Source organism: Micromonospora humi (genome assembly GCF_900090105.1).
Lineage (GTDB): Bacteria > Actinomycetota > Actinomycetes > Mycobacteriales > Micromonosporaceae > Micromonospora > Micromonospora humi.
Map to the genome: position 1 here is coordinate 143,540 of NZ_FMDM01000002.1, position 17,058 is coordinate 160,597.

Here is a 17,058-nt window from a genome sequence, read left to right on the forward strand (position 1 = left end):
GGCGCGTCAGTAGGACCGGGGCAGGCCGAGCACCCGCTCGGCGATTACGTTGCGCAGCACCTCCGAGGTGCCGCCCTCGATGGTGTTGGCGCGGCTGCGCAGCATCTCGCGCCGCCAGTAGCGGTCCCACCCGTCCGGCCGGCCACCGGCGGTGAGCCGCACCCCCAGCGCGGTCAGCCGCTGGTGCGCCTGCGACCAACGCAGCTTCACCACCGAGGTCTCCGGACCCGGCGTGCCGGTGCGGCGCAGCTCGGCCAGGGCGCGCCGGTTGGTCCAGCGCAGCCCCTCCAGCTCGACGTAGCGGGCGGCGATCTGGTCGCGGACCAGCGGGTCGGTGTCGCGACCCCGGGCCCGGGCGGTCGCGACCAGCCGGCGGAACGCCACCTCCAGCCGGGCGGTGAGCGTGAACCCGAAGGTGCCGCGCTCGTGGGCCAGCGTGGTCATCGCCACCCGCCAGCCGTCACCGACGTCGCCGACCACCGCGTCGAGCGGCACCCGCGCCTCGTCGAACTCGATCTCGGCGAACTCGGCCTCGCCGGTCATCTGCCGGATCGGCCGCACCGTCACCCCCGGCGTCCGCAGGTCCACCAGCAGGCACGACAGGCCACGATGGCGGGTCGCCCCCGGGTCGGTGCGGGCGAGCAGCAGGCAGTGGTCGGCCAGGTGCGCGTAGGAGGACCAGACCTTGCGCCCGGTCACCACCAGGGTGTCGCCGTCGCGGCGGGCGAGCGTCCGCACGGCGGACAGGTCGCTGCCCGCCTCCGGCTCGGAGAAGCCCTGACAGAAGATGATCTCGCCGGTGAGGATGCGGGGCAGGTACCAGGCCCGCTGCGCGGGTGATCCGCACGCGATGACGGTGGGACCGACCATGCCCAGGCCGATCACCCCGATGTGCTCACCGGCCTCGGCGCGGGCGCTCTCCTCCAGGTAGATCGCCTGGTGCACCGGGGACAGCCCGCGTCCGCCGTACTCCACCGGCCAGGTGAGCCCGGCGTAGCCGGCCTCGTGCAGCGCGGCGCTGAAGGACCGGACGGCGTCGACGTCGTCCCACCGTCCCCGCGCCGGGGCGCCGTCCGCGCCGGCGGTCACCGGGACCGACCGGGTGAGCCAGTCGCGCAGCCCCGATCGGAACGCGGCCTCCTCGGCGCTGTCACGCAGATCCATGCGCCGCATCGTACTCGTATCTGCTTTTGTTGTGCAGTATCTTGTGTCGACGGACGATGCGTGGAGGGGGAGGTCGAGATGGCCAGTCTCGCGGACGACGCCGCGGTCGAGCGGACCGCGCCCGGCCACTACCGGGCCGACCTGTCCGAGGACTGGTCGGTGTGGGGCCCCAACGGCGGCTACCTGGCCGCGGTGGCCCTGCGCGCCGCCGGCGACGCCGCCGGCGGGCTGCTGCCGGTGAGCCTGAGCTGCCAGTTCCTCGCCCCGGCCCGCTACGGCGAGGCCGAACTGACGGTGGAGCGGGTGCACGGCACCCGGCGCGCCGCCGCGTTCCACGTCACGCTGCGCCAGCGCAACCGCACCGTGCTCGCGGCGCACGTGTGGACGGTCGCGGACGGGCTGGTCGGCCCGGAACGCCGCTGGATGCCGGCGCCCGAGCTCCCCGGGCCCGACGAGCTGCCGGCGCTGGTCGACCTGATGCGCCGCGACGGCCTGCCGGTGCTGCCGATCTGGGAACGCTGCTACGAGGTACGGCTGTCCGGCTGGCCCGCCGGCGGCTGGTCGCCGCAGCGCGACGGCGTGCCCACGGTGCGGGGCTGGCTGCGGCTGCACGAGCCGCTGCCGACCGATGCGGATCCGTGGCTGGCCGCCGCCCGGCTGGTGTTCGCCGTCGACGTGGTGCAGTTCCCGGCCATCGTGCAGGCGTTCGAGCAGACCACGTTCATGGCCCCGAGCATGGACCTGTACGTGGGTTTCCAGGCCGGCGGCGACGCCGGCGAGTGGCTGCTGGTCGAGGGCGAGGCCGCCTCGGCCAACGGCGGCACCCTGGGCGCCCGCGCCCGGGTCTGGTCCGACGGCGGGCATCTGCTGGCCACCGGCGGCCAGCAGATGCTCTACCGGATGGCCAGCCCGGTCTGACCGGCCCGCGCCGTCAGCGGGCGGTGCGCCGCGCGAACCGGCGCACCGCCACCAGCAGGCAGACCCCGCCCAGCCCGAGCACCCAGGCGAGCGTCTGCAGCACCGGCGCCAGGACCGGCCCGCCCGAGGAGAGCCCGACCAGCGCCTCGGTGGCCGTCGAGAACGGGTTGGCCCGCACCAGCGGCTGCACCACCGACGGGAACGCCGACACCGGCACGAACCCCGAGGAGAAGATGAACAGCAGCGTCGCCGGGCCGGTCAGCGACGGCGGCAGCGACTCCTCGTCGCCGGGCCCCGAGCCGCGCCACAACGCGATCGCCGCCCACATCGCCCCGAACAGCGCGAGCACCGCGAAGAAACCCACCACGGCGGCGGCGCCCTGCCGGAACCGGAACCCGAGCAGCATCGCCACCGCGGTGGTGAGCACCCCGATGAGCACGATGCGCAGCACGTCGCCGGTGAGCCGGCCGACCAGCAGCGCCCCCGGCCGCACCGGCATGACCCGCAGCCGGTCGACCAACCCACCCGTGAGGTCCCGCAGGAAACCGACCGCGCTCGACGGCGAGCCGAACGCGGCGGTCGAGAGCACCACCAGCGGCGCGAGCCGCTCCAGGTAGTGCTGGCGGTCGCCGTCGCCGACGATGCGCCCGAAGACCGCGTACTGGGTGAGCAGGAGCAGGACCGGGAACGCGAACGAGTAGATCAGCGCCGGCGGGGCCCGGAAGAACCGGCGCAGGTTGCGCCCGGCGAACAGCGACGCCTGGGTGACAGTGCTCATCGGGTCCTCCGGAACGAACGGGCGGCGGCGAAGCCGAACAGCAGACCCAGCACCAGCAACCAGACCAGCGCCGGCCACACCCGCTGGTCGGCGCCCTCGGTGGACAGCGCCCGCAGCGCGTCGACCTGGGCGGAGAACGGCGACACCCGGACCACCGGCTGCAACCAGCCCGGGAACGCGTCGACCGGCACGAAGGCGGTGGACACCGTGGTCAACACCAGATACGGCAGGGTGAGCGCCGAGTAGGCCTGCTCCGGGTCGCGAGCGCCCAGGCCCAGCGCGGCGCAACCGGCCGCCAGCACGACCGCGAAACCGATCGCCAGCAGCACGAAACCCACCGCGCCGGCCGCGCCCGCGGTGAACCGGAAGCCGACCACCACGGCCGCGACCAGGATCACCGCCACCGCGACGGCGGCCCGCGCCGCGTCCACCACCAGCCGGGCGGCGGGCACCACGGCCGCGCCCATCGGCAGCGTCCGGTAGCGCGAGATCAACCCGCTGCGCGCGTCACCGGCGACCATGTAGCACGCCGACATGGCCACCAGGACGGTGGTCTGCACGACGATCGCCGGCGGCAGGAACTGCTCGTAGGCGATCCCGTAGTCCGCCATCAGCCGGTGGAACACCACCATGAAGCCGGCGAAGAACGTCAGCGGGAACACCACGGTCAGCCCGATCGACCGGCCGACCCGCGCTTGGCGCAGGTTGCGCGCGGCCAGTACGGCGAACTGCCGCGCCGGCCCGGCGGCCGGCGGGCTCGCGACGGTCACCGCCCGGCCCCCGCCACGTCGGGCACACCGGCCGCCGACCCGGTCAGCGACAGGAACACCTCGTCCAGGGTCGGCCGGCGGACCGTCACGTCGTCGGCCTCGACGCCGGCGGACTCCAACCGGCGCACCACCTCGGTCAGCGTGCCCGCGCCCGCGGCGACGCGCAGCACGTCGTCGTCCTCGGTGAGGTCCGGGAACGCCTCGCGCAGCCGCGCGGCGGCCGTCTCCCGGGCCCGCGGGTCCTCCACCCGCACCTCGCAGACCGTGCCGCCGAGGCGCCCCTTCAGCTCGTCCGGCGTGCCCTCGGCGACGACCCGCCCGTGGTCGATCAGCAGCACCCGGTCGGCCAACTGGTCCGCCTCCTCCAGGTACTGCGTGGTCAACAGCACCGTGGTGCCGTCGGCGCGCAGCTGCCGCACCACCTCCCACAACGCCCGCCGGCTGCGCGGGTCGAGACCGGTGGTCGGCTCGTCGAGGAACAGCACCGGCCGGTCGACCACCAGGCTCGCGGCCAGATCGGCGCGGCGGCGCAGGCCGCCGGAGTAGGTGCGGACCGGCTTGCCGGCGACCTCCCCCAGGTCGAAACGCTCCACCAGCTCGTCGGCGCGCGCGGCGGCGGCCCGCCGGTCGAGGCCGAGCAGCCGGCCGAACAGCACCAGGTTCTCCCGGCCGGTGAGCATCTCGTCGAGCGCGGCGAACTGGCCGGTGACGGCGATGCTGCGGCGCACCTGCGCGGCCTGGTCGACCACGTCGAACCCGGCCACGCGGGCGCTGCCCGAATCCGGCCTGAGCAGTGTGGTGAGACAGTGGATCGTGGTGGTCTTGCCGGCGCCGTTCGGGCCGAGCAGGCCGACCACCTCACCGGCGGCGACGGAGAATCCGACCCCGTCGAGCGCCGTCGTCGCGCCGAACGACCGGCGCAGCTCGTGGACCTGGATCATCTGCTCTGACATCGCACCACCCTCACCCCAGGAGACCCCGGCACCATATCAACGCTCGTATGTGGAAAACCAGATACAAGAACGACTGAGTCATCCGTCGACGGCGACCCGACGCACCACCCGCCGGCGACGCGACGACGCGGCGAAGGCCACCCCGGTCCGCGTCACCACCCCGGAGCGCACGCACTCGACCGCGATGTCCACGCCGGCCGCCACGTCGGCCGCGCCGGCCGCGCCGTGGCAGACCACGCACACCCCGCGTACCCCCAGCAGCGCGCCACCGGCCTCGGCGGCCAACCCCCGGCGGACCGTCGCGGTCACCCGCCGCTCACGGTCGCGCGCCAGCGCGCCGATCGGCGAGAACGCCCGCACCGCCGCCAGGGCCAGACCCACGGTGGCGTCCAGCGTGCGCTCGTACATCTTCAACGCCACGTCACCGGTGAACCCGTCGGTCACCGCCACGTCCACCCGGCCACCCAGCACGTCGTACGCCTCGATCTGACCCACGTAGCCGGGCGTCGCGGCCAGCAGCAGGTGCGCGTCGCGGCGTACCGGGCCGCCCTTGACCGACTCGTGGCCGTTGGAGAGCAACCCGATCCGGGGCTGCTCGACGCCGAGGCGGCAGCGGGCGTACTCGGCGCCGAGCACCGCGAACTCGACCAGCCACTCCGGCTGCGCGGTGGCGGTCGCGCCGATGTCGAGCAGCACGGTCGGCCCGGCGTCCGGCACCGGCAGCACCGTCGCCAGCGCGGGATTGGTCACCCCCGGCACCCGGCCCAGCCGGGCCGCCGCCGCCAGCACCGCGGCGCCGGTGTTGCCGGGCGTCACCATCGCGTCCGCCCGGCCCGCCGCCACCTCCGCGGCGGCGAGCAGCAGCGAGGAGCGCCGCTTGGCGTACGTGGCGGCCACCGGGTCGTCGGCCATGCCCACCACGTCCGGGGCGTCGAGCAGCCGTACCCCCGGTGGTGGCACGCCGCCCGGCAGCAGCGGCCGGATGCGCTCGCGCGGGCCGACCAGCACCACGTCCGTGGTCGCCGCGGCGGCCAGCGCGCCGGCGACCACCGGCTCCGGCCCGAGGTCCGCGCCGGCCACGTCGACGGCCACCCGCGGTCGGCGGTCGACGCCGCTCACCGGGACGCCCCGGCGGCCGACCGGTCCGCCGGAACGGCGCGGACCGGTGCGGTTCCCGGCCGTTCCTCGGGCCCGTCCGGCGCGGGTCCCGGCCGCCTCGCCGGTTCGGCCGGTCGTTCCGCGGACCCGTCCGGCGCGCCAGCCGACGGACCGGGCCGCGACCGGTCCCCGGCCGGGGCGGTCAGCCAGCGTCGCAGCGCGGCACGCGCCGGCGCGCGTTCGCCCGCGAATGCGGCGATCAGGTCGTCGGTCCGCGCCGGCCCAGGTCCGGGTGGATCGTCGGCCGCCAGGTCGGCGGCGAGGTCGTCGACCCGGGCCGCGAGCACGGCGCCCCGCCAGCCGAGCGCGTAGCCGAGCGCGGCCTCGTCGACCTCCCCGGCGCGGCCGGGCAGGCCGGCCGTGACCCGACCGTGCGGATCGACCAGCTCGACGGCGGCCAGCAGCGCCTCCACCTCCGCGAGGACCCCGGCGGCGGCGAACCGCCAGGCCTGGTCGGTGGCCCAGCGTCCACTGCGCCGGGCCCGGCCCACCAGGTCGAGCAGGTGCCGTAGCAGCGTCGCCAGCGCGCCCACCGCCGGCCGGGCGCCGGCCGCGGCCAGCGTCGCGGCGCGCACCGCCGGGTTCGGCGCGAACGGCCGCACCCGCAACCGGGCGACGTGGACCAGGGGTTGCGGCCCGGTGGCGTACGCCTCGGCGAGCGTCCGGTAACCGTCCTCGCCCCGGCCGGGGCCGGCCGCGAAGCGTTCCAGCCGCCACTGCAACTGGTCGAGCAGGATGTGGCTGGTGCCGTCGAAGACGCCGTAGAGCAGCACGTCGCGCACCCGGGCGGCGTAGCCGAACTCCTCGACCAGGGCCCGCGAGCCCAGCACGGCCCGGCCCTCGGCGACGGCCTCCTCGGCGAGCAGGCAGCAGGCGTACTTGGCCACCGCCGTGGCGTGCGCGGCGGCCGGCCCGAGCGTGTTGATCAGGAAGGTGGCCTTGACGGCGGCGGCCGCCACCAGCACGTCGAGGGCAGCGGCCCGGAACAGGTGCTCCGCGATCGCACCCAGGTGGACGATCGGTTCGCCGTAGACGTCCCGCTCCCGGGCGTAGGCGACCGCCTGGGCCAGCGCCCCGCTGGCAGCGCCCGAGGCCAGCGATCCGATGCCGCCCCGGGACAGGGCGAGCGTCAGCCGCAGGACGCCCGCGCCGTCCCCCGGCGCGCCGATCGGCTGCGCCACGGTGCCTTCGAGGCGTACGCCGGAGATGTCGGCCGCGGCCGTGGGCAGTGTGCGCCAGGCGGGCAGGGCGTCCACCGAGCCGTCGCGTTCGGCGAGGAACATCCCCAGATCCGCGCCGGAATCGACGCGCGCCAGGACCACCAGCAGCTCGTGCCGTCGGCCGCCGTTGATCAGGTCCTTCTCGCCGGCCAGCCGCCAGCCGTCGCCGTCGGGCACCGCCCGGGTCGCGATCCGGGCCAGGTTGCTGCCGTGCTCCAGTTCGGTGAGCAGCATGGCGGCCGAGCCGCCGGCCCGCAGCACGGCGCCGGCCCGGTCGCGTTGCTGCGGCGTGCCGGCGATGTAGAGCGGCAGCAGGGCCAACGCGTTGACACCGAGGGTGATCGCGAGGCTTCCGCTGTGCCGCGCGAGGACGGCGTTGAGCGCGTTGACGTGCACGGCGGTGGCCGTGGCCGGGTCGTACACGGCCGCGACACCGAGGGACCGCACCTCGGCCAGCACCTGGTCGGGGGGCGTGCGGGCGGCGTCGGCGTCGGCCAGTCGCCGGACGACGTCGGGCCGGTCCAGGTGGTCGGCCAGGGCCGGCAGCGGCGCCAGCCGGTCCAGGGGCAGCGGGCTGAGCCGCCGCCACGCGGGCGCTTCGTCTGGTGTCACCCGGCACCTCACCGCCATCCCGTCGACAAATACGAGATACATGCTAGGCGAGAAACCAACAAGCGAGGGATACCGGATCTCGGTTCTCCCGCCTACGCTCGGCCCATGGCCACGGCTGGACTGCTCCTCGCCGCCGGCGCCGGCCGCCGGTTCGGCACCCCGAAGGCACTCCTGGCCTACCGGGGCAGCCTGCTGGTCGAGCACGCCGCCGGGATCCTCACGTCGGCCGGCTGCGATCCGGTCGTGGTGGTGCTCGGTGCGGCCGCCGACGAGGTGCGAGCCCGGGCCCGGCTGCCCCAGGTGGTCCGCAACGACGCGTGGCCGACCGGCATGGGCTCGTCCCTGCGTGCCGGGCTGGCCGCGCTCCGGCCCACCCCTGCCGTCGCGGCGGTGGTCACCCTGGTCGACATGCCCGGCCTCACCCCCGCCGCGGTACGCCGGGTGGCCCGGGACGCCACCGCCGGCTCGCTCGCCGTGGCCGCCCACCGCGACGGTCGCCACGGACATCCGGTGCTGCTCGGCCGCGACCACTGGACGGGAGTTGCCCGGACGGCGGTCGGCGACCGGGGCGCGCGCGACTACCTGCGGACCCACCGCGACCGGCTGCGGGTCGTGCCCTGCGCCGACGTCGCCGACGGGACCGACGTGGACCGGCCCGAGCAGGCGGGGCTGCTCGATGCGTGAGCACCTCGCCGACCTGCTGCGGTGGTGGCTGGCGGGCCGGCCGGTGGCCGCCGCGACCGTCACCGGCACCACCGGCAGCGCGCCGCGCCCGGTCGGCGCCACCATGCTGGTCGGGCCGGACGGCACGGTCCTGGGCAGCGTCTCGGGTGGCTGCGTGGAGGCGGCGGTGCACGCCGAGGCCGAGCGGGTACGCGAGACCGGGCCCGCCCGGGCGCTGCGCTACGGCGCCGGCCGGGAGGCGGCGACCGGCGTCGGCCTCACCTGCGGCGGCACGATCGACGTCTTCGTCGAACGCCTCGACCGCTACACATTTCCCCGGCTGGACGACGTGGTCACCGCCGTGACCGCCGGCGCGCCGGTGGCCGTGCTGACCTGTGTCGCCGGGCCCCGGCACCGGCTGGGTCGGCGGATGCTGCTCGGCCCCTGGGGGGTGCACGGCTCGCTCGGCGACGCGCGGTTCGACGCGGCGGCCGTCCGGGACGCGCGGGCGGCGCTGGCCGCCGCCCGCACCGAGGTGCGCCGGCACCCCGGTGACCTCGCGGTGCTGGTGACCGCGTACCCGCCGCCGCCGCGGATGATCCTGTTCGGGGCGACCGACCACGTCGCGGCGCTGGCCGCGGTCGGCTCCCAGCTCGGCTACCGGGTGACCGTCTGCGACGCCCGGCCCGCCTTCGCCACCCGCCGCCGGTTCCCCTCGGCCGACGAGGTGGTCGTCGACTGGCCGCACCGCTACCTCGCCGCCGAGGTCGCCGGCGCCCGGGTGGACGAGCGGGCCGTGCTGATCGCCATGACCCACGACCCGAAGTTCGAGCTGCCGCTGCTGGAGGTCGCCCTCGCCGGCCCGGCGGCCTACGTCGGCGCGGTCGGGTCCCGCCGCGCGCACGCCGAGCGCCTCACCCGGCTGCGCGCGGCCGGCGTCGATGACAGCGCGCTGGCGCGGTTGGCTGGTCCGGCCGGCCTGGACCTGGGCGCGAGCACGCCGGCCGAGACCGCGGTCAGCATCGCCGCCGAGGTGATCGCGGTCCGCACCGGTCGGGCCGGCGGGCCGCTCGGCCGCGGTCTCGGGCGGATCCACGCGTCATCGGTCGCTCCCTCGGGCGTGTCGCCGTCGTGCGAACCGCAGAGCAAGGAGCGATATGACTCCTGGTCATAATTATGACTCGGAGGTATGTCAGTCGTCCGGGACCACGCCGGTTTCCTTGTCCTGAGCGCCGGGAAGGCTCCGGCATGGCCGAGACATTCGTGAGCGAAGACCTGAAGACGCTGCAGTCGATGGCGCGCGGGGCCGGCATTCCGGATGCCGAGCGCCTGTCGCACGACGACCTGGTCGAGGTGTTGCGCCGCGCCGGGCTGGCCGACGGCACCCAGGACGACTGGCCGGACCAGCCGATCGAGGACCCGGCGCACCTGGCCGGGCTGCCCCGCAGCTCGCTTCGGCAGGGCGATGAGAGCACCGGCGGCCGCGCCGCCGAGGAGGCGATCGGCGCCCGGCCCGGGGAGTCCGGCACCGAGATCGACGACCGCACCCGACGCTGACCGCACCGGCGGGCCGCCACCGGAGACGGAGGCGGCCCGCTTCCGTCGGGTGAGGGGTGCGGGTGTGCTCACCGCGCAGGGCCGCCGACCGCGGCGTCCAGCATGTTCTCGATCAGATCAGCGGCGCGCGGAGTGCCGCCCTCGGCCCGGACGGCGGCCTGCAACTCTTTGGACCGTTCGACGCGTTCCGGATCCGTGACCAGGTCGTGCAGCGCCACACGAAGGGTTTCGGCAGTGGCGTCGGCGGAGTCCACACGGCAGGCGACACCGAGTTCCACGAGCCGGTCGGCGTTCATGAACTGCTCGGCTCCCTGGGGCACGGCGATCATGGGAACACCGGCGAGGAGGCCTTCGCCGCAGCCGCCCATGCCGGCGTGGGTGACGAAGGCGTCGGCCTGTTCCAGGACCCCCCGCTGAGGGACCCAGGAATGCACTTCGACGGTGGGCGGGATGGCACCGAGTGCGTCGGGGTCGGTGTGCTTGCCGATCTGGAGTACGACATGCCAGCCAGGCAGGTCGCCGAAGGCGGCGATGCACCGGCGGTAGAACGCGGTTCGGCGCGTGTACGCCGAGCCGAGCGAGATCAGCAACACGTTGTCGGCGTCTGCCGGGCGGGTCCAGCCCTTCGTCGGGTCTGCCCGGATGTCGAGACAGGGGCCGACGAAGGTCACCGTCCGGGTGTCGACGCGGTCGGCGTGCGGCTGCATCGCTCGCGGGATCAGGGCGAGGGCCCGCGCGGGCGGCCCGGAGAACGCGTCCATGTCCGTCGTGGTCGCCCCGCAGTCGGCGAGCCAACGCGCGAACCTGCCTCGGTACGCGTCGGCGCCCGGCAGCGTCCAGAGATGCGCCGCGACTTCCTCCTGGTAGCCGTCCCAGCCGACGAACGTCGGTGAGAGCTGCACGAGGGGTCGGCCCTGCGCTTCGGCGAGGGCGCGCGCGGCATAGGCGCCGATGTCGTAGAGGTACAGGTCGGCGGGGTCGTCGCCGTAGCCGGCGCGCAGTTGCGGGAGCGCCTGGACGGCGTCATCGAGGAACAGGCTCGCCGCGGCGATCGGATCGGCGGGCCAGTCGTTGTCGACGACGGGCAGTGTGGAGGTGCAGGGCACCAACGCCGCACCGGCGGACGCGATCCGGTCGGCCATCAACGGGTCGTTGGCGTAGGTGACCCGGTGCCCGCGGGCCACCAGTTCACCGATGAGCGCGAGACTGGGCAGGACATGGCTGACGACAGGGACGCCGACCATCGCGATGTGGGCACGACGACGGGACATCAGCGATCGCTCTGGTCGGCCTGCGCGGCGGCATCCTCAAGGTCGGCGACGGTCCCCGACATGATCGTCCGCACGTGCCTGGTGATGTGCTCCACGGGCCAGTCCCACCATCCGACGGCGAGGAGCCGGGCGACGTCCGAGGCGCCGTAGCGGGTGCGGATGAGCTGGGCGGGATTGCCGCCGACGATGCCGTAGTCGGGGACATCGCTGGTCACCACGGCGCCGGCGGCGACGATCGCGCCGTGACCGACGCGCACACCGGGCATGATCGTGGCGCCGTGGCCGAACCACACGTCGTTACCGACCACCGTGTCGCCCCGGCCGGGCAGGTCGGTTATCAGGTCGACGTGGTCCGTCCAGGAGCCACCCATGATCGGGAACGGGAAGGTGGAAGGACCGTCCATGCGGTGGTTGGCGCCGTTCATGATGAAGCGGGTGCCGGTCCCCAGCGCACAGAACTTGCCGATGACAAGCCGCTCGGGACCGTAGTGGTAAAGCACGTTGCGCGCCTCGAACGCGGTCGGATCGTCCGGATCGTCGTAGTAGGTGAAGTCGCCGACCTCGACCAGCGATGACCTCACCAACGGCTTGAGCAGGACTACGCGCGGATGCTCGCGCATGGGGTGAACCGCGGTGGGGTCGGCGGGGACGGGAAGCATCGGGGAGGCAGTTCCTCTCTGGTGGGCCAAGGCGACAAGTGTCGCGTTAAGATGCTGGCACAACCCCGTCACCTTGACCAACCGGATTCCGATGACGCACCCGACTGCCACGACGCCAGACCGCCGCCCAGGCGGTCGCACCGCCCGCATCCGCGCCCAGGTTCTCGACGCCGTGCGCGCCGAGCTTGCTGAAGGCGGTCACGAAGGACTCACGATGGAAGGTGTCGCCACGCGGGCCGGAGTGCACCGCGCCACGGTCTACCGGCGGTGGCGCGACGTCGGCGGCCTGCTCGTCGACGTCATCGACGCCGCCGGCGAGATCAACTGGCAGCCGCCGGACACCGGTTCCCTGCGCGGCGATCTGACGGCCCTCAACCAGGAGATCCAGGAGTCCCTGGTCGCACAGCCGTCGTTCGCCGTCGCCCTGATGGCCGCCTCGTTCCACTCCGAACAGGCGGCGCGGGCCCAGACGCAGCTGTGGGCGGACCGGTACGACCAATGCGAGATCCTCGTTGAACGTGCCATCGAGCGGGGCGATCTCCCCGCCCAGCACACCGACGCTCGAAGCCTGCTCATCGCCGCCACCGCACCGCTCTACCACCAACTGGTGCTCCTGCGCGCCGAGCCGGACCCGCAACTCCCGAGCCGGGCCGCGCAGGCGGCGGTCCTGGCGGCAGCCGCGGGCGCCTTCGCCGTTCGTCGGGAAGAGAGCGGATGACCGAGGAACACAGAGCGTACGGAGGCGCGACCTCGGCGGCGGGGGCCGGAAGGCGGATATCTCGGGTTCCACCGTGGCCCTCGCGCGGCGTCCGGTCCAGACGCCTGCCTATGCTCGCGGCATGCTGTCCCAGGTGATCGGGCTGTCCCGGCACTTCACCGAGGAGTCGCTGCGCGCCTACCTGATGGCGCGATCCACCCGCCTGCCCACCGGCTGCCTGGTCGTGCGCGGCTACGGCGGCCGGCGCGGGGTCCACCAGAAGCTCGCCGGCCGGGCCTGGGCGCACGTCGCCGCGTACGCGGTCTTCGTCGGCGGCTACCGGCCGGACCTCGAGGTACGCCACGACTGCGGCGTCCCCGACTGCATCGAGCCGACCCACCTCCGGCAGCTCAGCCACGCCGACAACTGCCGCGAGCGTCAGCAGCGGCCGACCTGCCGCAACGGGCACGACCGGGAGTCCGACCCCACCACCGGGCGGTTCCGGAAGGTGTGCCGGCGCTGCAACAACGACGCCCAGCGGCGATGGCGCGAGCGGCGCGCCGCCGAGGTGGCCGCGGCCCGGGCCGGCTACCGGCCCTGAGCCCGCTCACCGCAGCTCGGCCTCGCGACGTAGCTGGTCGAAGATGATCTGATCCACCGGGGAGACCCGGTGACGGTCGGCGTAGGTGAGCCAGGCCAGCTCGGCGATCTCGGCCGCCGGCCGGAGGGTCCCCCGGTAGTCGGCGGTGTAGCAGCGCATCCGCACCATGACGCCGTCCGCGTGGCCGTGCGCCTGGGCCTCGAAGACGCCGGTGAACACGGCGCTGTCGGGGTCCACGTCGACGCTGAGTTCCTCCTGGACCTCGCGGACGAGCGTGTCGAGGTCGCTCTCACCATCTTCCCGTTTGCCGCCTGGCAGGTAGTAGACGTTCTTGCCGTGGGACCGGGTGCTGAGGATCGCCCCGTTCTCCACCCGCAGCCACGTGACCTTGTCGATGACGCTCACCGCTGGAGGTTAGCGGGCGTCGAACACCAGGCTGAAGCATTACGCACAAGAACTGTCATTATGATGTGTGGCCGATTCACGGCTTTTGTTCGCACGGTTTAGCGGATTTTCATTAACGGTAATCCGTTAAACCGCGTCGATAACGGGTTGAGCCGCTTCCCTGTCTCTCGTAGGTTGCCTGCGACGCCGAAGAGAGAGGACACGAGCAGCATGACCCCGCCTGCTCTCCGGATCTGACACGTTCCACCGCTCACCGGTAGCCGACGCCCCGCGTCGGCTCCGCCGGGCTGCCCCGCGCACCCCGGTCATGCGGCGTTCGAGGTCGCGCGTAATCGGCCTCGTGTCAGGTCTAGAGAGATCAGGTCTCGAAACTCATGTCCTCACAACCTCATATCGTGCTGCCCTGGGTCGTTCACCGAACCCGGCTGCCGCTGCTGTCGTGGCGGTGCGTGGACTGCCCGTCGGAGTCCGCCACCACCGGCGCCGGACGGTTCCGCGTCAACGCCAACGGCAAGCTGCTGGACGTGTGGCTGCTGGTCCGCTGCGTGCGCTGCGACCGGACGAGCAAACTCACCGTGTACGAGCGCACGCCGGTCAGCTCGTTCGATCCGGTCGAACTGCACGGCTACCACGTCAACGACAGCCGGCTGGTGGCGTCCACGCTGCTGGATCCGGCGCTGGCCCGGCGCAACCGCTTCGCCCTCGACTGGACGGACGCCTGGCGGTTGGACGCCCCGCCGACGCCGCTCGACGAGGCGTGGCCGGTCCGGGTGGAGGTGGCCTTCCGCGATCCGGTGCCGGTGCGTCCGGACCGGCTCGTCGCGCGCGGGCTCGGCCTCAGCAGGCCCGAGGTCCAGCGGCGGGTCAAGTGCGACGTGCCGATGCGGCGGTCCAGGATCGCCGGCTTCACCTTCACGCTGATGTCGGTGCGGTAGCGGGCATCCGGTCGCGGCGGGCACCCAACCCGCCGCGACCGGATCAACCCAGGATCACCCGGGGCGGGTCCGGGAGATCACCCCGGCATGGGCAGGCATTCGTCGAGCAGAGCGACGACGTCGCGCCAGGCCCGCCGCGCGTGCTGTGGGTGGTAGCCGACGCCGGGGACCACCGGGTGGTCGACGGGCGGGTGGTGGAAGGCGTGCAAGGCGCCGCCGTAGACCACCAGGCGCCAGTCGACGCCCGCGGCCCGCATCTCGTCGACGAACGCGTCCCGTTGCGCGGGCGGCATGATCGGATCCTCCGATCCGACCCCGGCCCACCGGGCAGCGGATGCGCGCCGCCTCGCCCGGTCGGCCCGTGGTCAGTGCGTTGACTGTCCCGATCACCCGCAGGTCGACGCCGTCGCGCCCGAGTTCCAGCCCGATGGCGCCCCCGGTGCCGTAGCCGACGGCGGCGATCCGCTCGGGATCGGTCCGCGGTTCGGCGCGCAACACGGCGAGCGCCGCGTGGCCGATCTCCCGCATCCGCTCGGGGTCGGCGAGCAGCGGCAGGCACCGGGCCAGCATCTCCTCCGGGTCGCCCAGATAGCGCCCGCCGTGCAGGTCGAAGGCGAGCGCCACGTAGCCCCGCTCGGCGAGCGCATCGGCCCGGCGGCGCTCGACGTCGCTGAGCCCCGTGCCCTCGGGCCCGAGCAACACCGCTGGTCGCCGGTCGACACCGGCCGGGAGCGCGAGGTGCCCGATCATCGTCAGGCCGTCGGCCGGGTACTCGACCGTACGTGTGGTGATCGCCGTCATCGCACTGAGCGTAGTGACGCTCGAGCCCGGTCAGAACGGCTTTCGCCGCTGGCAGAACCGCGCGCGGGCGCACCTGACGACCGGGACCTCCACTACGGTGGCAGCAACAACGCCGATCCACTCTGGAGGCAACGGTGCCGGTGTCGTCGCGTGAGGTCGTCGAGCGGGTGCTGCGCGCCGGCCGGGAGCAGGATGTCGAGGCGTTCGTGGCCCTGATGGCCCCGGAGGGGTACATCGAGTGGCCGTTCCGGCCGGCGGGTGTGCCCGGCCGCGTGCAGGGGCACGCCCAGATCCGCCGGCACCTGACCGAGGCGGCCAACGCCCTGGTCACGATCGACGAGCACCGCGACCTGGTGCTTCACGAGACCACCGATCCGGAGGTGGTCGTCGTGGAATACGAGGCCCGCGGCAGCGTGGTCGCGACCGACGCGCCGTTCGAGCAGACCGTGATCGCGGTGTTCCGGGTCCGGGACGGCCGGATCGTGTCCTACCGCGACTACATCAACCCGCTGGCCCTGCTCGCCGCTCTCGACGAGGGAGACATCTGATGGAGACCGACGGGCGCGACCGGCACTCGTCCTCGTTCGGCGCGGCGGCCACCGCGTACGCCGAGCACCGCCCGGACTACGCGCAGGCCGCGGTCCGGTGGGCGTTGCGGGCCGCGCCCGGCCGGCGGGTGCTCGACCTCGGCGCCGGCACCGGCAAGCTGACGGCCACGATCGGCGCGGTCGGCGCCGACGTCACCGCCGTCGAACCGGACCCGGCCATGCTGGGCGAGCTGCGCCGCGCCCTGCCCGACGCGCGGGCGCTGCCGGGCAGCGCCGAGGCGATCCCGCTGCCGGACGCCGCCGTCGACGCCGTGCTGGCCGGCAACGCCATGCACTGGTTCGACATGGCGGTGGCGGGCCCGGAGATCGCCCGGGTCCTCGCCCCCGGCGGTGTGCTGGCCGGGCTGTGGAACGTGCTGGACGACCGGGTCGACTGGGTCGCCGGGCTGGCCGAGGTCAGCGGGAGCGCGGCCGTCGGCCCCCGGGACACGCCCGCCGGTTGGCGGGTCGAGACGGCGCGGATGCACCTGCCGGGCAACGGCGCGCCGGCCCGCTTCGACGACCCGGAGCAGGCCGAGTTTCCGCACGGGCAGCGCCGCACCGCCGACTCCCTGGTGGCGACGCTGGCCACCCGGGCGGGAATGCTGGTCATGCCGGAGCCGGAGCGGGCGGCCGCGCTCGACCGGATCCGCGCGTTCCTGGCGAGCCGCCCGGAGACCGCGCACGGCGAGTTCACGCTGCCCATGCTGACCTGCGTGCTGCGCGTGCGACGGCGGTGAACGGCGCGGACGTCCGCTCGGCCGCCACGGCGATGACCGCCGCGCTGTCGCCGGGCACCGGCCGGGACTGGACGGTACGCGCGGGCGACCTGGACTGGTCCTGCTGGACCACCGCCGCGCACGTCGCGCACGACCTGGTCGGATACGCCGGCCAGGTGGCCGGCCGTCCCACCGACGGCTACCTCCCGTTCGACCTGCGGGTCCGTCCGGACGCGCCGCCCGCCGAGGTGCTGGCCGTGGCGGTGGCCGCCGCCGGGATGCTCGCGGCCGTGGTGGACGCCGCCGACCCGGCCGGCCGGGGCTGGCACTGGGGTCCGTGCGACGCGGACGGGTTCGCCGCGATGGGCGTGGCGGAGATTCTGCTGCACACCCACGACGTGACCCGCGGTCTCGACCTGGCCTGGTCACCGCCGGCCGAGCTGTGCGCGGCTGTGGTGCGGCGGCTGTTCCCCGACGCGCCCGCCGGTGACCCCGCGCCGGTGCTGCTCTGGCTGACCGGCCGCGCCCCGCTGGGCGGCCGACCGCGCCGGAGCGCCTGGACCTGGCGCGCGGCGCGCGGCTGAGCGCGG

20 protein-coding genes and 1 pseudogene are annotated in these 17,058 nt (G+C 74.4%); 11 read left to right on the forward strand and 10 right to left on the reverse strand.

Annotation, left to right across the window (positions count from 1 at the left end; all coding sequences use genetic code 11):
• Positions 1 to 6: 6 nt before the first annotated feature.
• Complete coding sequence (locus tag GA0070213_RS03730) at positions 7 to 1,164, reverse strand: acyl-CoA dehydrogenase family protein (RefSeq protein ID WP_091057192.1); 1,158 nt, start codon at positions 1,162 to 1,164, stop codon at positions 7 to 9.
• 78 nt (positions 1,165 to 1,242) lie between these two features.
• Here GA0070213_RS03730 and GA0070213_RS03735 point away from each other — a divergent pair, with 78 nt between their 5' ends.
• Positions 1,243 to 2,082: an acyl-CoA thioesterase gene (locus GA0070213_RS03735; RefSeq protein WP_139128612.1), complete on the forward strand. Its 840-nt coding sequence runs from the start codon at positions 1,243 to 1,245 to the stop codon at positions 2,080 to 2,082.
• Between the two features lie 13 nt (positions 2,083 to 2,095).
• On the opposite strand, the gene GA0070213_RS03740 is transcribed toward GA0070213_RS03735, so the two are convergent.
• From GA0070213_RS03740 to GA0070213_RS03760, 5 genes are all read right to left on the reverse strand, one after another.
• Positions 2,096 to 2,860: an ABC transporter permease gene (locus tag GA0070213_RS03740; protein ID WP_091057199.1), complete on the reverse strand. Its 765-nt coding sequence runs from the start codon at positions 2,858 to 2,860 to the stop codon at positions 2,096 to 2,098.
• Positions 2,857 to 3,630, reverse strand: a complete 774-nt coding sequence (locus GA0070213_RS03745) for an ABC transporter permease (protein ID WP_091057202.1) — start codon at positions 3,628 to 3,630, stop codon at positions 2,857 to 2,859. Before GA0070213_RS03745 ends, GA0070213_RS03740 begins: the two co-directional genes overlap by 4 nt.
• Positions 3,627 to 4,583, reverse strand: a complete 957-nt coding sequence (locus GA0070213_RS03750) for an ATP-binding cassette domain-containing protein (protein ID WP_091057205.1) — start codon at positions 4,581 to 4,583, stop codon at positions 3,627 to 3,629. Before GA0070213_RS03750 ends, GA0070213_RS03745 begins: the two co-directional genes overlap by 4 nt.
• A 78-nt stretch (positions 4,584 to 4,661) precedes the next feature.
• Positions 4,662 to 5,702, reverse strand: a complete 1,041-nt coding sequence (locus GA0070213_RS31385; protein WP_175441187.1) for a phosphate acetyl/acyltransferase — start codon at positions 5,700 to 5,702, stop codon at positions 4,662 to 4,664.
• Positions 5,699 to 7,573: an acyl-CoA dehydrogenase family protein gene (locus GA0070213_RS03760; protein WP_139128614.1), complete on the reverse strand. Its 1,875-nt coding sequence runs from the start codon at positions 7,571 to 7,573 to the stop codon at positions 5,699 to 5,701. The genes GA0070213_RS31385 and GA0070213_RS03760 overlap by 4 nt, the downstream gene beginning before the upstream one ends.
• Before the next feature lie 105 nt (positions 7,574 to 7,678).
• Here GA0070213_RS03760 and GA0070213_RS03765 point away from each other — a divergent pair, with 105 nt between their 5' ends.
• The 3 genes from GA0070213_RS03765 (at position 7,679) to GA0070213_RS03775 (ending at position 9,793) form a co-directional block, all read left to right on the forward strand.
• On the forward strand, positions 7,679 to 8,257 hold the full coding sequence (locus tag GA0070213_RS03765; protein WP_091057213.1) for a nucleotidyltransferase family protein: 579 nt from the start codon (positions 7,679 to 7,681) through the stop codon (positions 8,255 to 8,257).
• A complete protein-coding gene (locus GA0070213_RS03770; protein ID WP_091057216.1) occupies positions 8,250 to 9,410 on the forward strand; it encodes an XdhC family protein in 1,161 nt (386 codons plus the stop codon). The genes GA0070213_RS03765 and GA0070213_RS03770 overlap by 8 nt, the downstream gene beginning before the upstream one ends.
• Positions 9,411 to 9,484: 74 nt before the next feature.
• Positions 9,485 to 9,793: a hypothetical protein gene (locus GA0070213_RS03775; RefSeq protein WP_091057218.1), complete on the forward strand. Its 309-nt coding sequence runs from the start codon at positions 9,485 to 9,487 to the stop codon at positions 9,791 to 9,793.
• Between the two features lie 68 nt (positions 9,794 to 9,861).
• Here the strand turns inward: GA0070213_RS03775 and GA0070213_RS03780 are convergent, their stop codons facing one another.
• Positions 9,862 to 11,064 carry a macrolide family glycosyltransferase gene (locus tag GA0070213_RS03780; protein ID WP_245716243.1) on the reverse strand — a complete coding sequence of 401 codons (1,203 nt, stop codon included), beginning with the start codon at positions 11,062 to 11,064 and terminating at the stop codon, positions 9,862 to 9,864.
• Positions 11,064 to 11,684: a CatB-related O-acetyltransferase gene (locus GA0070213_RS03785; RefSeq protein WP_245716244.1), complete on the reverse strand. Its 621-nt coding sequence runs from the start codon at positions 11,682 to 11,684 to the stop codon at positions 11,064 to 11,066. Before GA0070213_RS03785 ends, GA0070213_RS03780 begins: the two co-directional genes overlap by 1 nt.
• 112 nt (positions 11,685 to 11,796) lie before the next feature.
• On the opposite strand from GA0070213_RS03785, the gene GA0070213_RS03790 reads away from it, so the two are divergent.
• Positions 11,797 to 12,441, forward strand: coding sequence for a TetR/AcrR family transcriptional regulator (locus GA0070213_RS03790; protein ID WP_281182236.1), 645 nt, complete (start codon positions 11,797 to 11,799; stop codon positions 12,439 to 12,441).
• 121 nt (positions 12,442 to 12,562) lie between these two features.
• Positions 12,563 to 13,021: an HNH endonuclease gene (locus GA0070213_RS03795; RefSeq protein WP_091057230.1), complete on the forward strand. Its 459-nt coding sequence runs from the start codon at positions 12,563 to 12,565 to the stop codon at positions 13,019 to 13,021.
• A gap of 6 nt (positions 13,022 to 13,027) precedes the next feature.
• Here the strand turns inward: GA0070213_RS03795 and GA0070213_RS03800 are convergent, their stop codons facing one another.
• Positions 13,028 to 13,426 carry an NUDIX hydrolase gene (locus GA0070213_RS03800; protein WP_091057234.1) on the reverse strand — a complete coding sequence of 133 codons (399 nt, stop codon included), beginning with the start codon at positions 13,424 to 13,426 and terminating at the stop codon, positions 13,028 to 13,030.
• 395 nt (positions 13,427 to 13,821) lie between these two features.
• Here GA0070213_RS03800 and GA0070213_RS03805 point away from each other — a divergent pair, with 395 nt between their 5' ends.
• Positions 13,822 to 14,361: a DUF1062 domain-containing protein gene (locus GA0070213_RS03805; RefSeq protein WP_245716245.1), complete on the forward strand. Its 540-nt coding sequence runs from the start codon at positions 13,822 to 13,824 to the stop codon at positions 14,359 to 14,361.
• Between the two features lie 77 nt (positions 14,362 to 14,438).
• Here the strand turns inward: GA0070213_RS03805 and GA0070213_RS03810 are convergent.
• A pseudogene (locus tag GA0070213_RS03810) lies at positions 14,439 to 15,162 on the reverse strand (dienelactone hydrolase family protein).
• Between GA0070213_RS03810 and GA0070213_RS31390 the strand changes: the two are divergent.
• The 4 genes from GA0070213_RS31390 to GA0070213_RS03825 are packed head-to-tail and all read left to right on the forward strand — an operon-like array spanning position 15,149 to position 17,052.
• Complete coding sequence (locus GA0070213_RS31390) at positions 15,149 to 15,316, forward strand: hypothetical protein (protein WP_175441188.1); 168 nt, start codon at positions 15,149 to 15,151, stop codon at positions 15,314 to 15,316. The pseudogene GA0070213_RS03810 and the gene GA0070213_RS31390 overlap by 14 nt on opposite strands.
• Positions 15,303 to 15,710 (forward strand): nuclear transport factor 2 family protein, encoded by a 408-nt coding sequence (locus GA0070213_RS03815; protein ID WP_245716246.1) that lies wholly within the window; start codon positions 15,303 to 15,305, stop codon positions 15,708 to 15,710. The genes GA0070213_RS31390 and GA0070213_RS03815 overlap by 14 nt, the downstream gene beginning before the upstream one ends.
• Complete coding sequence (locus GA0070213_RS03820) at positions 15,710 to 16,489, forward strand: class I SAM-dependent methyltransferase (protein WP_091057245.1); 780 nt, start codon at positions 15,710 to 15,712, stop codon at positions 16,487 to 16,489. The genes GA0070213_RS03815 and GA0070213_RS03820 overlap by 1 nt, the downstream gene beginning before the upstream one ends.
• Positions 16,486 to 17,052 carry a hypothetical protein gene (locus GA0070213_RS03825; RefSeq protein ID WP_091057249.1) on the forward strand — a complete coding sequence of 189 codons (567 nt, stop codon included), beginning with the start codon at positions 16,486 to 16,488 and terminating at the stop codon, positions 17,050 to 17,052. Before GA0070213_RS03820 ends, GA0070213_RS03825 begins: the two co-directional genes overlap by 4 nt.
• Positions 17,053 to 17,058: the final 6 nt, after the last annotated feature.

Bases quoted from the DNA above. Each gene is read 5' to 3' on its own strand.
- GA0070213_RS03730 (WP_091057192.1), bottom strand. From the start codon at position 1,164: ATGGATCTGCGTGACAGCGCCGAGGAGGCCGCGTTCCGATCGGGGCTG.
- GA0070213_RS03735 (WP_139128612.1), top strand. From the start codon at position 1,243: ATGGCCAGTCTCGCGGACGACGCCGCGGTCGAGCGGACCGCGCCCGGC.
- GA0070213_RS03740 (WP_091057199.1), bottom strand. From the start codon at position 2,860: ATGAGCACTGTCACCCAGGCGTCGCTGTTCGCCGGGCGCAACCTGCGC.
- GA0070213_RS03750 (WP_091057205.1), bottom strand. From the start codon at position 4,583: ATGTCAGAGCAGATGATCCAGGTCCACGAGCTGCGCCGGTCGTTCGGC.
- GA0070213_RS03765 (WP_091057213.1), top strand. From the start codon at position 7,679: ATGGCCACGGCTGGACTGCTCCTCGCCGCCGGCGCCGGCCGCCGGTTC.
- GA0070213_RS03770 (WP_091057216.1), top strand. From the start codon at position 8,250: ATGCGTGAGCACCTCGCCGACCTGCTGCGGTGGTGGCTGGCGGGCCGG.
- GA0070213_RS03775 (WP_091057218.1), top strand. From the start codon at position 9,485: ATGGCCGAGACATTCGTGAGCGAAGACCTGAAGACGCTGCAGTCGATG.
- GA0070213_RS03780 (WP_245716243.1), bottom strand. From the start codon at position 11,064: ATGTCCCGTCGTCGTGCCCACATCGCGATGGTCGGCGTCCCTGTCGTC.
- GA0070213_RS03785 (WP_245716244.1), bottom strand. From the start codon at position 11,684: ATGCGCGAGCATCCGCGCGTAGTCCTGCTCAAGCCGTTGGTGAGGTCA.
- GA0070213_RS03795 (WP_091057230.1), top strand. From the start codon at position 12,563: ATGCTGTCCCAGGTGATCGGGCTGTCCCGGCACTTCACCGAGGAGTCG.
- GA0070213_RS03820 (WP_091057245.1), top strand. From the start codon at position 15,710: ATGGAGACCGACGGGCGCGACCGGCACTCGTCCTCGTTCGGCGCGGCG.